Raw genomic sequence first — 15,096 nt, 5'->3', positions numbered from 1 at the left:
CCTTCACTCGAAGCGGGTCGGGTCGCCCGCGCCGTAGCGGATGATCTCGGCCTCACCGCTGGAGAAGTCCACCACCGTGGTGGGCGTGGTGCCGCACTCGCCCGAGTCGAGCACCGCGTCCACCACGTGGTCCAGCCGTTCCTTGATCTCCCAGCCGTCGATCAGCGGCTCCGCCTCGTCGGGCAGCAGCAGCGTCGAGGTGAGCAGCGGCTCGCCCATCGCCTGCAGCAGCGCCTGCGTCACGACGTGGTCCGGGATGCGCGCGCCCACCGTCTTCTTCTTCGGGTGCATCATGCGGCGCGGCACCTCCTTCGTCGCGGGCAGGATGAACGTGTAGTTGCCCGGCGTGGAGGCCTTGACGGCGCGGAACACCGCGTTGTCCACCACCACGAACTGGCCGAGCTGGGCGAAGTTCTCGCACATCAGCGTGAAGTGGTGCTTGTCGTCCAGCTTGCGGATCTCGCGGATGCGGTCGATGCCGTCCTTGTTGCCCAGCCGGCAGCCGAGCGCGTAGCAGGAGTCGGTCGGGTACGCGATCAGGCCGTCCTCCTGCAGGATCCGCACGGCCTGGTCGATGGCGCGCTTCTGCGGGTTGACCGGGTGGACGTCCAGGTACTTGGCCATGCGGGGCAGGATATGCCGATCAAGGTTTGAGCAGCACTTTGACCATGCCGTCGTTCTTCTTCTGGAATGTCTCGTAGGCGCGTGGGGCGTCTTCGAGCGGCAACCGGTGCGTGGCGAAGTCGTCCACGCCCAGTGGGTCGTCGTCGGTGAGCAGCGGCAGGATCTCCGGCACCCAGCGCCACACGTTGGCCTGACCCATCCGCAGCTGCAGCTGCTTGTCGAACATCGTCAGCATCGGCAACGGGTCGGCCATGCCGCCGTACACGCCGATGATCGAGATGGTGCCGCCGCGCCGGACCATGTCGATCGCGCTGTAGAGGGCCTTGAGCCGGTCGACGCCCGCCTCCTTCATCACCCTCTGCGCGACCGGGTCCGGCAGCAGCCCGGTGAGCTGCTGGGCGATCTTGGCGGCGGGCGCGCCGTGCGACTCCATGCCGACCGCGTCGATGACGGCGTCCGGGCCGCGGCCGCCGGTGAGGTCCCTGACCACCTCGGTGAGCCGCTTGCCCGCTCCCCGCAGGTCGATCGTCTCGACACCGCGCGCCTTGGCCCTGGCCAGCCGTTCCGGGACGAGGTCGATGCCGATGGCCCTGGCGCCCTTGTGCCGCGCCACCCGGCAGCACATGTCGCCGATCGGGCCGAGCCCCAGGACCGCGACGACGCCGCCCTCCCGCACGTTCGCGTACTCGACCGCCTGCCACGCGGTGGGCAGCACGTCGCTGAGGTACACGAACCGGTCGTCCGGCGGCCCGTCCGGCACCTTGATCGGCAGCGAGTTGCCGAACGGCACGCGCAGGTACTCCGCCTGGCCGCCGGGCACCTGGCCGTAGAGCTTCGTGTACCCGAAGAGCGCGGCACCGGAATTGTGCTCACGAACCTGCGTGGTCTCACATTGACTTTGCAGGCCCTGGTTGCACATGACGCACGAGTTGCACGAGACGTTGAACGGGATCACCACCCGATCGCCCGGTTTGAGGTTCGTGACGTGCGCGCCGACCTCCTCCACGACCCCCATCGGTTCGTGGCCGAGGATGTCGCCCTCGGTGAGAAACGGACCCAGGACCTCGTAAAGGTGCAGGTCGGACCCGCAGATGCCGGACGACGTGACCTTCACGATCACGTCCTCGGGTTCCTTGAGCGCCGGGTCGGGCACGCTGTCGACCCGGACGTCGCGTTTGCCGTGCCAAGTGACTGCCTTCATGCCCAGTGGCTTTCCCCGCGCCCTGGCGTTGATAACCTGGGCGTACTTCTTTCCCCGGTTTTGGAGACCCTCAGCGATGCTCGACCGTGCCGTCGTCGACGCCCTGTTCCCCTCGGACCTGCCCGAGCCGTCCTTCTGGGAGGAGCAGTACCCGCCACGACAGCTGCCGGAGGGCGCGAAGGTCACCCGTCTGGGCCCGTCCCCGACCGGGTTCCTGCACATCGGCGGCCTGTACGTCGGCATGATCGACCGCGACCTCGCCTCCCAGTCGGGCGGCTCGTACATCCTGCGCGTCGAGGACACCGACCAGGCCCGCGAGGTGCCCGGCGCCGTCGACCAGTTCAACCGGGCGTTCGCCTACTTCGGCATCGAGCCCGACGAGGCCGACTCGGTGGGCGCGTACGGCCCGTACTTCCAGTCGCAGCGCGAGCAGATCTACCTGACGTACGTGCGCGAGCTGTTGCGCCAGGACAAGGCGTACCTGTGCTTCGCCACGAAGGAGGAGCTGGCGGACATCACCGCGCGCCAGCAGGCCACCAAGCTCCCCACCGGCTACTACGGCCGCTGGGCGATCTGGCGCGACAAGACCGCCGAGGACGTCCAGGCCGCTCTGGACGAAGGCCGCCCGTACGTCGTCCGCTTCCGCTCGCCGGGCAAGGCGGGGGAGCGCACCTCGTTCGTGGACGCGATCCGCGGCCCGCTGGAGCACGAGGCCAACCGCAACGACGTGGTGATCCTCAAGGCCTCCGACTCCTCGCCGCGCCTGCCCACCTACCACTTCGCGCACGCCGTCGACGACCACCTGATGCGCGTCAACCTGGTGATCCGCGGCGAGGAGTGGATCTCCTCCGTCCCGACCCACCTGCAGCTCTTCGACGCCCTGGGCTTCGAGCGCGTCGAGTACGCCCACATCGCGCCGCTGATGAAGCAGCAGGGCGGCTCCCGCCGCAAGCTCTCCAAGCGCAAGGACGCCGAGGCGTCCGTCGAGTTCTTCATCGAGGCGGGCTTCCCGGCCGAGGCCGTCCAGTACTACCTGCGCGGCCTCGTGAACGCCCGCCTGGCAGAGCTCCCGCTGGCCGAGGCCCTGGCCGCCCCGATCTCGCTCGCCGAGTGCGGCGTGGCCGGCCCGCTGGTCGACCTCGTCAAGCTGGAGGACATCGCCGCCGACTACGTGGCCACCCTGTCGGGCGAGGAGATCATCTCCCGCATCTCGGCCTGGGCGGCCACGTACGACCCCGAGCTGGTTGAGGTGCTCTCGTCCGAGCGCGACGCGGCCCTGGCGGCCCTGCAGGTCGAGCGCGGCCCGGAGGTCGCGAACCCGCGCAAGGACCTCCGCAAGTGGTCCGACTTCCGCACCGCCTACGGCTTCTTCTTCCCGTCGCTGTTCCCGCTCGTCTCCGACCGCTCCGACGAGCGCCTGGGCGGCGTGTCCCCGGACCTGATCTCCGCGTTCGCCGCCGACTTCGCCGACGGGTACGCCGACCTGGAGGACGGCCAGGAGTGGTTCGGCCAGATCCGCGAGCTCGCGGGCAAGCACGGCTTCGCGCCGAACCCCAAGGAGTACAAGAAGAACCCCGACGCCTACCCCGGCTCGATCAAGGAGGCGGCGCAGCTGATCCGCGTCGCCCTCACCGGGTCGACCCGCAGCCCCGACCTGCACTCGGTGGCGCGCACGCTGGGGCGTGACGAGGTGCTGCGGCGGGTGCGCGCGCTCGTCGGCTGAGCTTGCCGCTGGGTCTGACGGCCCCTGGTTCCTTTCTCGGGAGCCGGGGGCCGTTTGCATGGTGGCTGGGGTTCAGGGCCGATGACGAGACGGGTCATTTCATCGCCGCTTCGCGACGATTGCGATTGGGGCTTGACTTCGAGCCTCTGGCGAGATGCTCTTCGGCCTTCAAAAGCCGGGTATGAGGAGCCCGGCCGATCCGATCACGGTAGCACCTCGCAGGGGTCGGCCGGGCGGTTCACGCTTTCGTGTATGGATTTATCCGTTATTGTCTCGTGATCTTGCGGTAGAGTGGAGCACGTGAGCGAATCCGACCTTCCTCTTCTCTCCACTGGCGAGCTGCTGGGCAGTCTCGTTGGTGAGGTGGCTGAGATTCGGGCTCGTGAGCACGCGGTGATGCGCAAGATTGCCGAGTTGGGTCGGCGTGGTGCCGCGAGTGAACTCGGTTATAAGGATTTGCCAGGCGTGTTGCAGCATGCGGTGCGCTGGAGCCGGAATACCGCCAAACAGTGGGTGGCGAATGCCGGGCTGCTCGGGTCGGGGATCACGCCGACTGGCAGTGAGATCGCGCCGGAGCTGCCGGTGACCGCGTCGGCTGCGGCCGAGGGCGTGCTGTCGATGGAGCATGTCGCGGTGGTGGCCGAGGTGATGAAGGAGCTGCCCGCCGAGTACGAGCGGACTGTGGTCGGTCTCGCTCGCGAGCACGATCCGGTGGCGTTGCGGACGATGGGCCGCAAGCTGGTCTACGCGCTGCTTCAGAACGATCCCGAACCACGTGACGCCGAACCGTCGCGGCAGGTCAATCAGCATGTGATGCGCTGGAAGGGCGACCAGCTGGAGATCCGGGCGACGCTGGACAAGGTCACCGGCGCCCAGTACGAGGCGCTGATGGACCCTCTGGCCAAACCACGGCCCACCACCGAGGCGGAAGGACCTGATCCGCGCTCGCGGGCCGAGCGTGAGGGCGATGCACTGGCCGAGCTGGTGGACCTGATGCTGCGCGCGGACCAGTTGCCTGAGCACGGTGGTGAGCCGGTCACGCTGACGGTGACGGTGCGCTACGAGGACCTGGCGGGCAAGCTCGGTCAGGGCATGCTGGACAACGGTGAGCGCATCTCGGCCGCGGAGGTGCGTCGGCTGGCGTGCAGCGCGGGGATCATCCCGCTGGTGCTGGGGGAGAAGTCGCAGCCGATGGACATCGGCCGCAAGACCCGCAGCTTCCCCGCCGGAATCCGCCGCGTCCTCGTCGCCCGCGACCGAGGTTGCGCGTTCCCCGGCTGTGGCAGACCACCGAAACAATGCGACGCGCACCATATCCAGCACTGGGCGAACGGCGGCGACACGTCAGTCAAGAATGCGGTGCTGCTCTGCCGCCACCACCACACGCTCATTCACCAGAGCGAGTGGGAAGTGAAAATGGCGCACGGCATCCCGGCGTTCTACCCGCCCGCGTGGCTGGATCCGCACCGCAAGCCGAGAAGCAATCTCATCAACACGGTTGCGTGATCGGCCTTATGCTGACCCGGTAAGCGGTGGTGACGTGCCCAGCCCACGCGATTGGGGCTTGACTTTGAGTGCGAGATGCGACGCCCGGCTTTTCAAGGCCGACCAGCACCCGCAAGGGCCCCGAAGTTGAGCCCCCATCGCGATCGTCGCGAAGCGGCGATGACGCAACCAACGCCCGTCAGGCCACGCACAGCCCCGGCCGCCAACGCAAGGTGGCCACCCGCGCGGCAGCCCCCGTGACCCCACCTCCACCAACTGGACCACTCCCGCGACCGGTCATCCGGAGGCCAAGCGAGACGCGGGCGGGGTCCCGGGAAAAAGTCGTGAGAGCGTTCCCATTGACGCAGACGTAACACAAAGTTGAGGATCTGCGGCATGCATTGGAGAAGCACTCTCGCCGCAGTGCTGGGGCTGACGCTCGCCGCCAGCGCGACAGCGGCCGCCGCGCCGGACGAGGCGCAGCACCGACCTGGGCAGCCGGTCATCGGGCAGCCCCGCACTGAGAACGGGTGCGCCCGCATCGAGAAGTCGTTGCCCACCCTCAAGGACTGGCCGAAGGTCGAGAGCCAGCTCAAGGGTGACCGCAGGGACGAGGCCCGCATCAAGGCCATGCTCAAGGACATGACGCTGGCCGAGAAGATCGGGCAGATGACGCAGCCCGAGATCGGCGCGATCACGCCGCAGGACGTGACGACGTACGGGTTCGGGTCGGTGCTCAACGGTGGTGGCAGCTGGCCCAACGCCAACAAGAAGGCCACGCCGCAGGACTGGCTGAAGCTCGCCGACGCCTACTGGGAGGCGTCGAAGGCCACGCGCACCAAGATTCCCGTCATCTGGGGCATCGACGCGGTGCACGGCAACAACAACGTCTACGGCGCGACGGTGTTCCCGCACAACATCGGGCTTGGCGCCGCGCACGACCCGTGCCTCGTCCGCGACATCGCCGCGGCCACGGCCGAGCAGATCAGGGTCACGGGGCAGGACTGGGCGTTCTCGCCGACGCTCGCGGTCGTCCGGGACGACCGGTGGGGGCGGACGTACGAGGGGTTCAGCGAGGACCCGCGGATCACGCGCGCCTACGGGTTCGAGGCGATCAAGGGCTTGCAGGACAACGCGAAGAGGCGCATCGGCGAGGACGGCGTGATCGCCACCGCCAAGCACTTCATCGGTGACGGCGGCACGACCGGTGGCAAGGACCAGGGGGTCAACGCCAGCACCGAGCAAGAAATGATCAACATTCACGGTCAGGGCTACTACGGGGCGCTGGCCGCGGGTGCGCAGACGGTGATGATCTCGTTCAACAGCTGGACGAACGACGTCATCAACGAGGGCAAGGTGCACGGCAGCAAGTACGTGCAGTCCGGCATCCTCAAGGGCAAGATGGGCTTCGACGGGCTGCTCGTCTCCGACTGGAACGGCATCGGGCAGGTCACCGGGTGCACGAACGCCAGCTGCCCGCAGGCGATCAACGCCGGGCTGGACATCATCATGGTGCCCAACGACTGGAAGGCGTTCATCGCCAACACGATCGCGCAGGTCGAGAGCGGCGTGATCCCCATGGCCCGCATCGACGACGCGGTCACCCGGATTCTGCGCGTCAAGCTGCGCGCCGGCACGTTCGACGAGCCGAAGCCCTCGCAGCGCGAGCACGCGGGGGACCAGGGCGACCTGCTGCACAAGGAGCTCGCGCGCAAGGCGGTGCGGGAGTCCGCGGTGCTGCTGAAGAACAACGACCGCGTGCTGCCGTTGCCCAAGCGCAGCAAGGTTCTCGTGGTCGGCAAGAGCGCGGACAACATCGGCAACCAGACCGGTGGCTGGACGCTGAGCTGGCAGGGCACCGGCAACACCAACGCCGACTTCCCGAACGCCACCAGCATCCTCAAGGGCATCCAGGACACGCTGGGCGCCGCGAACGTCACGTTCTCCGAGAAGGCGGACGACGTGAACCCCGCGGACTTCGACGCCGTCATCGCCGTGATCGGTGAGACGCCGTACGCGGAGGGCGTCGGCGACATCGGCAAGCGGACGCTGGAGACCGCGCGCCTGTACCCGCAGGACCTCGCGGTGCTGGACAAGGTGTCCGGCAAGGGCAAGCCGGTCGTCACCGTCTACGTCGGCGGCCGCGCGATGTACATGAACAAGGAGATCAACCGCTCCGACGCGTTCGTGGCCGCCTGGCTGCCGGGCACCGAGGGCCAGGGCATCGCGGACCTGCTGATCCGCGGGCGCCACAACGGGTTCACCGGCAAGCTGTCCTACTCGTGGCCGCGCAGCGCCTGCCAGACGCCGCTCAACGACCCGAGCCAGGACCCGCTGTTCAAGTTCGGCTACGGCCTGCGCGACTGGCAGACCGGCAACGTCGGCAAGCTCGACGAGTCGAGCCCCGGCGGCAGCTGCTCCGGTAACGGCGGCGGCACGGCCACCGAGGACCTGGAGATCTTCAACCGCGCGGACGTCGCGCCGTACAAGAGCTTCCTCGGCTCGCCGGAGAACTGGGGCCTGGAGATCGGCCCGGACGGGCAGGCCTCGCAGGCGAACATCAACGTCGTGCAGTCCGACGTCAACGTCCAGCAGGACGCGCTGAAGACGACGTGGACCGGCGCCGGACCGGGGCAGGTGTACCTGCAGAGCCCGGCCGGCACCGACCTGCGCGGGTACGGCAACGCGAACGCGGCCGTCGAGTTCGACGTGATCGTGCACCAGGCTCCGGCCGCCCGCACGGTCATCAGCGCGCACTGCAACTACCCGTGCATGGCGGAACTCGATGCCACACAAGCGTTCCGGAACCTCCCGATCGGACAGAAGTCGACCGTGAAGGTCTCGGTCGAGTGCCTGGCGAGCAAGGGACTGGACCTGGAGAACGTCAACACGCCGTTCCTGGTCTACACCGAAGGCACGTTCCAGGCGTCGTTCGCGAACGTCCGGTGGGTGCCCAAGGCGGGTGCTGATCCGGACGTACTTCCCTGCACTTAACGCACAGCGACGTGCCCTACCGGCAGACCGGCCGGTAGGGCACGTCCGGGAAGTACTCCGCCCACTGCGGGCGCGTGAGCGGTTCGGGGTGCCGCGCGCACAACCGCTCCCGCGCCCGATCGACGTCCACGTCCCACAACCGGACCGTCGTGTCGTTGCCGCCCGAGGCCAGATAGGTGCCGTCGGGTGAGAACTCGATGGCCGCGACATCACGGTCGTGCCCGGTGAACCGCGTGACCAGCCGCGGCCGCGCCGGGTCGGCGAGGTCCCACAGCCGCAGCACGCCGTCGGTGTGCGAGGTCGCCATCAGGGTTCCGTGCCAGGTCACCGCGTAGGGCCCGGCGGTCAGCCCGGTCAGCCTGCCGACCTCCCGCAGCGTGCGCGGGTCGGTCAGCCGGATCTCCTTGTCGCCGACCGCGGTGGCGAGCAGCCGGCCGTCCGGGCTGAACCCGCCGCGCAACGTCGTGTCGCCGGTGCCGGGGAACGCGATCTCGCGGGGATCGCGCCGATCGGTCACGTCGTAGAGCTTCGACTGGTCACCGGTGCCCGCGACGAGCTTGGTGCCGTCCGGGCTGAAGTGCACGGCCCACAGGTAGTTGTTCGCGGTGTCGCGGTACGACAGCAGCTTCGGTGACTTGGGTTCCGTGATGTCCCACAGCATGACCTGCCGGTACGTGCCGACGGCGAGCGTCTTGCTGTCCGGGGTGAACGCCGCCGACACCGCGCGGTCGGTCTGCACCGGCAGCGTCGCGCGCAGCACCGGGGCCGTCACGTCGGTGACGTCGTAGAGCCGGCAGAACCCGTCGTCGCTGGGCACCGCGAGCAGCCGGCCGTCCGGGCTGAACGCGGTGAACCGCAGGTAGCCGCGGGCGTCGGTGATCCGGGTGATCGGCTCGCGGCCGCGTTGCGGCGTCATCCGCCACAGCCACACCGTGCTGTCCCAGCTGCTGGTCGCGAGCACCTGGCCGTCCGGGCGGAACGACGTCGCCGAGAGGTTGTTCTCGTGGCCCAGCAACGGCAGGTCGCTCAGCCGCTGCAGCCGCACCGACTTCCCGCCCTCCGAGATCACCAGGGTGGCGTTGTCCTGGGTGAACTCGGCGGCGTAGACGCCGGCGGTGAGCGTGCCGAGCAGTCTCGGCCTGCCTTCCGGGTCGAGGTGGGCGAGGTCCCACAGCCGCGTGCGGCGGTCGCCCGTCGCGACGAGCGTGGTGCCGTCGGGGGAGAACGACACGCCCCAGACGATGGCTGTGAAGTCGGCGAACTCGGCGCGCTGCCGCGGGTTCGCGAGGTCGGCCACGTCCCACAGCTTGGCCAGGTGGTCCCAGCCGCCGGTCGCCACCGACCGGCCGTCCGGGCTGAACGCGAGCGACTCGATCCCTCCGGTGTGGCCGCGCAGCACGCCCAGGGGCCGCGGCTCGCCGTCACCGTACGTCCACAGCGTCACGACCTTGTCCACCGCGACGGCGAGCGCCTTGCCGTCCGGCCGGAACCGGACCCGGCGCGTGGCGGCGTCGAACCCGGTCAGCGTCGAGGTCAGCACGGGGTGGGCGGGGTCGGTGACCTGCCAGAACTGCACGACGGCGGCGACCGCGACCGCCGCCGTCGTGCCGTCCGGCGTGAACGTGACGTCGCTGATCTTGGTGGTGCCGCCAGGGCCGGGAACGGTACCCAGCTTCTTCGGGGCACCGGGGTCGGTCACGTCGTAGAACAGGACGCCCTGCTCCGTGGTGAGCGCGAGCAGACCGGCACGGGCGAAGACGACGCCGTGCAGCTCGGCGCCGGTGTCGACGGTGCTCAGGTGCCGCGGTGTGTGGGTGTCCGTGATGTCCCACAGCTTCAGCTCGTGGTCCCAGCTGACCGTCGCGAGCGTGGTGCCCCGCGTGGCCACGGCCGGGACGTCACTGCCGTGCGCGGCGATCCGGGTGAAGTACGGGTGCGCGGTGGCGCTCAGCAGGTTGTCGCGGGTCTCGGCGTTGTCGGAGAGCTGCTGGGCGGCGAGGCTCAGCTGGGTCGACAGCGCGGCGTCGACCGGCTGCAGGCCCTGCGCGTCGCTCACCGCCTTGCGCGCGATGGCGAGGTTCCGCTGGACCGTGGTCTCGTGCTGGGCGCTGATCGCGAACCCCACCGCCGTCACCGCGAGCACGAGCAGCACGGTCAGCAGGCCGACGAGCTGCCGCAGCCTGCGGGTGCGCCGCCGGCTGGCCTCCTGTTCGGCTTCCTCGGCCTCGATGCTGGCATTGAGGAACCGGCGTTCGCGTGCGGACATCGCGTCGTCGTCGCCCGCCGCCCACTCACGGGCCAGTGCGAGCCGCACGCCCCGGTAGAGCGCGCCCGCGTCGTGGTCGAGCGACTCCCAGGTCGCGGTGGCCTCGGTGAGCTGGTGGTGGACGCGCAGGCCGTCGCGGTTCGCGGTCAGCCAGCCGGACAGGCGCGGCCACGAGCGGATCACGGCCTCGTGCGCGAGGTCGACGCCGGTGTCGTCGAGCGTGATGAGCCGTGCGCGCGCGAGATGGTCCAGCACGAACAACGTGTTGTCATCGTTGTCGAAAGAGTCGCGGCCGATCCGGCGCTTGGTGTCCTCGGTGCCCTCACCGAGCGCGGTCAGCCGCAGGAAGATCTTGCGCGCGATCTCCCGCTGCCCGGCGTCCAGCGCCAGGTACGCGGCCTCGGCGCTCTGGGCCAGCGCGTGCCGGACGCCGCCCGTCTCCTCGTAGCCCGCCACGGTCAGACGGGTGCCGCGACGACGACGCCACGTCTCCAGCAGTGCGTGCGAGACCAGCGGCAACGGCGCGTGCTCGGCCTCCAGCACCGACACCAGCGCGCCCTCGACGGTGTAGCCGGCGCGCAACGCCGGTTCGGTGATCGCTCGCCGCAGCTCCTGCGGGCTCATCGCGCCGACCAGGATCTGCGCGTCGTGCAACGCGTCGACCAAGGCCGGATAGCGGCCGCAATGGCCGTAGAAGTCGGAACGGACGCCGATCACGACTTTGCGTCCCGCGGAATGCGTGATGGCCTCGATGAACGCGGCCCGTTCGTCCTCGTCCCGGCAGAGCGTGAAGACCTCCTCGAACTGGTCGATCACCACGAGCTCCGCGGTCACCTCGCTCCACAACGCCAGCGGATGCGGGCCGGGGGAGAACAGATCGGCCGGGCGCGCGGCCACGAGTCCCGCGCGCAGCAGTGACGACTTGCCTGATCCGGAAGCACCGAAAACGCCCACGAATGGCCGATCGCTGCATTTGTCCAGCAGTTGTCCGACGAGCTTCTCCCGGCCGAAGAACCGGCCGGCGTCCTGTGCCTGGAAGGCACCGAGGCCGAGGTAGGGCGGTTCCCGGCCGGGATCGGCGGGCTTCGCGCCTTCGGCGAGCTCGTGCCATCTCCGCCGCCATTGTTCGACGTTGCCGCCGCAGGCGTGCACGTAGGCCGTGGTCACGGCCAGGCTGGGCAGTTTCCGGCCGCTCGCGGCCTCCGACAGCACCGTCACCGAATAGTGCGCGACCTTGCTCAGCTCGCGGTAGGTCGGCTTACCTGCTTTCTCACGCAACAATCTCAAGTCCGCCGCGAACCTGAGCAGCTCGTCATCGTCGGAATCCAGCGGGCGCTCGGGTCTCGGCACCCGCCGGATTGTTCTCTCGTTGTTTGTCCGGCGTCCAGTCGGCGGAACCGAACAACGCGTTCGCTCTATGAAGAGCACATGAACGGTGACATTCGCGACCTGCTCGTCGAGACCCGCAGACCCGACAACCCGCCGCCCGATCCGAAGACCTAGTGGTCGAGGTCGACCGGCTCGCCCCTGATCGCGGTCACCGCACCGCCGGTCTGCGCGGCGAGCCACACCTCGAACGCCTCCGGCTCCTTCGTGAGCACCGTGAAGGTGACGTCGTGGCCGTACTCGGTGTCCGCGACGTGGTACCCGGCCGCGCGCAACGCGTTCTCCAGCTTGCCCGCCTGGTCGTGGTCCACGGCCAGAAGCACGCTCTCGTGGCGTTCACGGGTCAACGTGCCCAACGCGTCGATGGCCTCCGAGACGGCCCTTCCGTACGCCCGGACCAGGCCGCCGGCGCCGAGCTTGATCCCGCCGTAGTAGCGGGTGACCACGACGGCGGTGTCCACGAGATCCCGCCGCGTGAGCACCTCCAGCATCGGCACCCCGGCCGTACCGGCGGGTTCGCCGTCGTCGGACGAGCGCTGGGTGTCGCGCGTGCGGAACGCCGTGCAGTTGTGCGTGGCCTGCCAGTGCTCCTTGCGGATCCGCGCGAAGAACTCGGCCGCCTCCCGCTCGGAGGCGACGCGGGCGACGTGACACAGGAAGCGCGAGCGCCCGATCTCGATCTCGTGCGTGCCGTCCCGCTTGATCACCTTCACGTGCCGATTGTCCGCCGCCTCTGCTCGGCCTCCCCGAACAGGGCGTCCAGCTCGGCTGGCGGCACCTCCTCCAGCTGCTCGAACGTGCACTCGGCCGGGGTCTTGTCCTCACGGAAGCGCACCAGCCGGGCGGTGTGCCGGAACCGGCCGCCCTGCACGTGCTCGTAGCGCACCTCGGCGACCCGTGACGGCTCCAGCAGCACGACCTGGAGCTGCTTGTCGGGGTTCCACCGGCTGTTCATGCCAGGACCCTCGTAGGTCGCCCACGCGGCCCACGGGTGCTCGGCGGGGTCGAGCAGCGGCGCGAGCTCCTCGACGAGCTCGCGGCGGCGGGCCGCGGTGAAGCTGCTCGCCACGCCGACGTTGCGCAGCTCACCGTCCTGGTAGAGCCCGAGCACCAGCGACCCGACCGTCTCGCCGTCCTTGTGCCGGCGGTAGCCCGCGACCACGCAGTCGGCCGTGCGTTCGTGCTTGACCTTGAACATCACCCGCTTGTCGGGTTCGTAGACGCCGTCGAGCGCCTTCACCACCACGCCGTCGAAGCCCGCGCCCTCGAACCGCGTGAACCAGTCCTGCGCGACGTCCGGGTCCGTCGTGGACGGGGTGAGGTAGACGCCGGGGACCTCGGTGACGACCTCCTCCAGCAGCTTGCGGCGCTCACCGAGCGTGCGGCCGGTGACGTCCTGATCGCCGCACGCCAGCAGGTCGAACGCGACGAAGCTCGCCGGGGTCTCGGCGGCGAGCTTGCGGACCCGTGACGCGGCCGGGTGCAGCCGCAGCTGGAGCGTGTCGAAGCTCAGCCCGTCCGGGGTGACCAGCACGATCTCGCCGTCCACGACGCACTTCGGTGGCAGGGCCTCGCGCAGCAGCTCGACGACCTCGGGGAAGTAGCGGGTCAGCGGCTTGTCGTTGCGCGAGCCGAGCTCCACCTCGTCGCCGTCGCGGAACACGATGCAGCGGAAGCCGTCCCACTTCGGCTCGTACGCGAGACCGTCCGCGCGCGGCAGTCCGGGCACGGACTTCGCGAGCATCGGCTTCACCGGCGGCATCACGGGCAGGTCCACGCCGTGACCATAGGCTCAGCGCAGGGCCACCGCGAGCTTTTCGAGCTCCCGCACGTCCGCGTCCATGCCGTCGTCCTGCGGGACGGCCAGCGCGATCGGCCGCCGCAGCGACACCTGCCCGGACCTGCGCGTCTCCAGCCCGGCGCGCAGCCGTTGGGCCAGCGGCAGCTCGTCCGGCGTCTCGGCGACGTACGGGCTGATCCGCACCAGCCCGTCCCGGCACTCGATCACCCTCCGGTAGTAGCGCCGGTGCACGCCGCGCAACGAGAACGCGTCGCTCTTCGACGGCACGCGGTGCAGCGCGTCCTCGGGGAACGACTCGTTGAGCAGCGTCCACAGCGGAGCGAGCCGGTGGTAGGCGCGCAGGTGCCGCCACCACAGCCGCATCGCCGCGAACCGCATCGCGGCGATCGGGTAGACGACCCCGATGACGATCAGCAGCACCCCGGGCAGCAGGAACCACACGGCGGTGGTCAGCAGCCAGCGGGGCAGCGGTGCGCCGAAGTAGCGGGACACGTTGGACGACACGAAGATCGCGTCGGCGGGCACCAGCAGCCCGAGGCCCGTCGAGGTGATCAGCAGGCCCCGGCGCAGGCGCGGGTCGGCGCCGCGGGCGTAGCGGCGGGCCCAGACGAACATCGCCGCGAACCCGTAGAGCAGATAACCGTTGCCCAGCGCGTAGAAGACCGTGATCGCGAGGACGCCGGTGGGGCCGCCGCCGAGCGAGTTCGGCACGCGCGCCGCCGCGACGCGCAGGTCGTCCGGGATCGCCAGCACCGCCCACGTCATGGTCGCGACGCAGCAGGCCAGCGGGGCGAGCTGGAGCCACGCCTGCCGCCGCGCGCGGGTGTCGTCGAGCGCGGAGAAGACGAAGAAGCAGATCAGCCCGTACACGCCGACCTGCAGCAACGCGTGCTGGATCAGCTGGCAGACCATCGGGTCGAGGCCGAGGAACCACCGGCCGTTCGCCGCGGCCCGGCCGAACGGGTAGCCGACCGCCCAGCCGGCGACCAGGCCCGTGACGCTGCGCAGGCGGGGGTCGTGCGGGCGGCGCAGCAGCAGGTACAGCATCACCGCGAGCGCGGTGAACGCGACGACGCCCTGAGTCTCCTTGAGGTACTGCATCTACAGCCACCCGATCCGGTCGGCCAGCGCGGACGCCATCCGGCGCGCGGGACCCTCGACGTTGCGCGGCGCCACCTTGTCCAGCACCGACGCCCATTCGAGGATGATCGTCGCGACCGTCTCGGCCTCGCGTTCGTGCGCGGTGTCGTAGGAGGTGCGCCGCAGCGCGCGCCGCACCGCGTCCGGTTCGAGATCGGGGTACAGGCCCGTGAGCAGCTCGTCGTCCTGCTCGTCGCTGGTGTGCCCGGCCAGCAGGTGCCCGAGCTCGTGCAGGATGATGTGGTTCTGGTGCGCCTTCGACGTCTCCTGCTGGTAGAGGATGTAGTCGGCCTTGGCGGTGGCGATCCACACGCCGTACGGGCCGGGCACCGGGATCGGGTGGGCGATCAGCCGGATCGGTCTGCCCCGCTGGTCGCCGACGCGCCGGCAGAGCTCCTCCACGTCGAGCGGGGGCTGGATGTCCAGCTCGTTCAGCAGGCGGCGGCACCGCCTGCGCAGCTCACGTTCGGCCACGA

General features: G+C 69.7%; 10 protein-coding genes. 3 read left to right on the top strand and 7 right to left on the bottom strand.

Annotation, left to right across the window (positions count from 1 at the left end):
* Positions 1-3 precede the first annotated feature (3 nt).
* Both ACWEIJ_RS06945 and ACWEIJ_RS06940 read right to left on the bottom strand, forming a co-directional pair.
* Positions 4-624 (bottom strand): L-threonylcarbamoyladenylate synthase, encoded by a 621-nt coding sequence (locus tag ACWEIJ_RS06945; protein ID WP_449836222.1) that lies wholly within the window; start codon positions 622-624, stop codon positions 4-6.
* Positions 625-643: 19 nt separating this feature from the next.
* Complete coding sequence (locus tag ACWEIJ_RS06940; RefSeq protein ID WP_449836221.1) at positions 644-1,825, bottom strand: zinc-dependent alcohol dehydrogenase; 1,182 nt, start codon at positions 1,823-1,825, stop codon at positions 644-646.
* 76 nt (positions 1,826-1,901) lie between these two features.
* Between ACWEIJ_RS06940 and ACWEIJ_RS06935 the strand changes: the two genes are divergently transcribed.
* The 3 genes from ACWEIJ_RS06935 to ACWEIJ_RS06925 all read left to right on the top strand — a co-directional run bounded on the left by ACWEIJ_RS06935 (position 1,902) and on the right by ACWEIJ_RS06925 (position 8,027).
* Positions 1,902-3,548: a glutamate--tRNA ligase gene (locus tag ACWEIJ_RS06935; protein ID WP_449836220.1), complete on the top strand. Its 1,647-nt coding sequence runs from the start codon at positions 1,902-1,904 to the stop codon at positions 3,546-3,548.
* Between the two features lie 300 nt (positions 3,549-3,848).
* The gene (locus ACWEIJ_RS06930; protein WP_449836219.1) at positions 3,849-5,054 is read left to right on the top strand and encodes a DUF222 domain-containing protein; all 1,206 of its coding nucleotides are present in this window, start codon (positions 3,849-3,851) and stop codon (positions 5,052-5,054) included.
* A gap of 375 nt (positions 5,055-5,429) precedes the next feature.
* Complete coding sequence (locus ACWEIJ_RS06925) at positions 5,430-8,027, top strand: glycoside hydrolase family 3 protein (RefSeq protein WP_449836218.1); 2,598 nt, start codon at positions 5,430-5,432, stop codon at positions 8,025-8,027.
* Between the two features lie 16 nt (positions 8,028-8,043).
* Here the strand turns inward: ACWEIJ_RS06925 and ACWEIJ_RS06920 are convergent, their stop codons facing one another.
* The 5 genes from ACWEIJ_RS06920 to ACWEIJ_RS06900 form a co-directional block, all read right to left on the bottom strand.
* On the bottom strand, positions 8,044-11,643 hold the full coding sequence (locus tag ACWEIJ_RS06920) for an nSTAND1 domain-containing NTPase (protein WP_449836217.1): 3,600 nt from the start codon (positions 11,641-11,643) through the stop codon (positions 8,044-8,046).
* A 149-nt stretch (positions 11,644-11,792) separates the two neighbouring features.
* Positions 11,793-12,392: a YigZ family protein gene (locus tag ACWEIJ_RS06915; RefSeq protein ID WP_449836216.1), complete on the bottom strand. Its 600-nt coding sequence runs from the start codon at positions 12,390-12,392 to the stop codon at positions 11,793-11,795.
* Complete coding sequence (locus tag ACWEIJ_RS06910; protein WP_449836215.1) at positions 12,389-13,456, bottom strand: ATP-dependent DNA ligase; 1,068 nt, start codon at positions 13,454-13,456, stop codon at positions 12,389-12,391. Before ACWEIJ_RS06910 ends, ACWEIJ_RS06915 begins: the two co-directional genes overlap by 4 nt.
* Positions 13,457-13,471: 15 nt before the next feature.
* Entirely contained in the window at positions 13,472-14,581 is a 1,110-nt protein-coding gene (locus ACWEIJ_RS06905) for an MAB_1171c family putative transporter (RefSeq protein ID WP_449836214.1), read from the bottom strand.
* Positions 14,582-15,094, bottom strand: a complete 513-nt coding sequence (locus tag ACWEIJ_RS06900; protein ID WP_449836213.1) for a hypothetical protein — start codon at positions 15,092-15,094, stop codon at positions 14,582-14,584.
* Positions 15,095-15,096 lie beyond the last annotated feature (2 nt).

The sequence above is a fragment of the Lentzea sp. NPDC004789 genome, from assembly GCF_053601075.1.
Note: the sequence above shows the minus strand (reverse complement) of the source record. Positions and strands in the feature narration are given on the sequence as shown.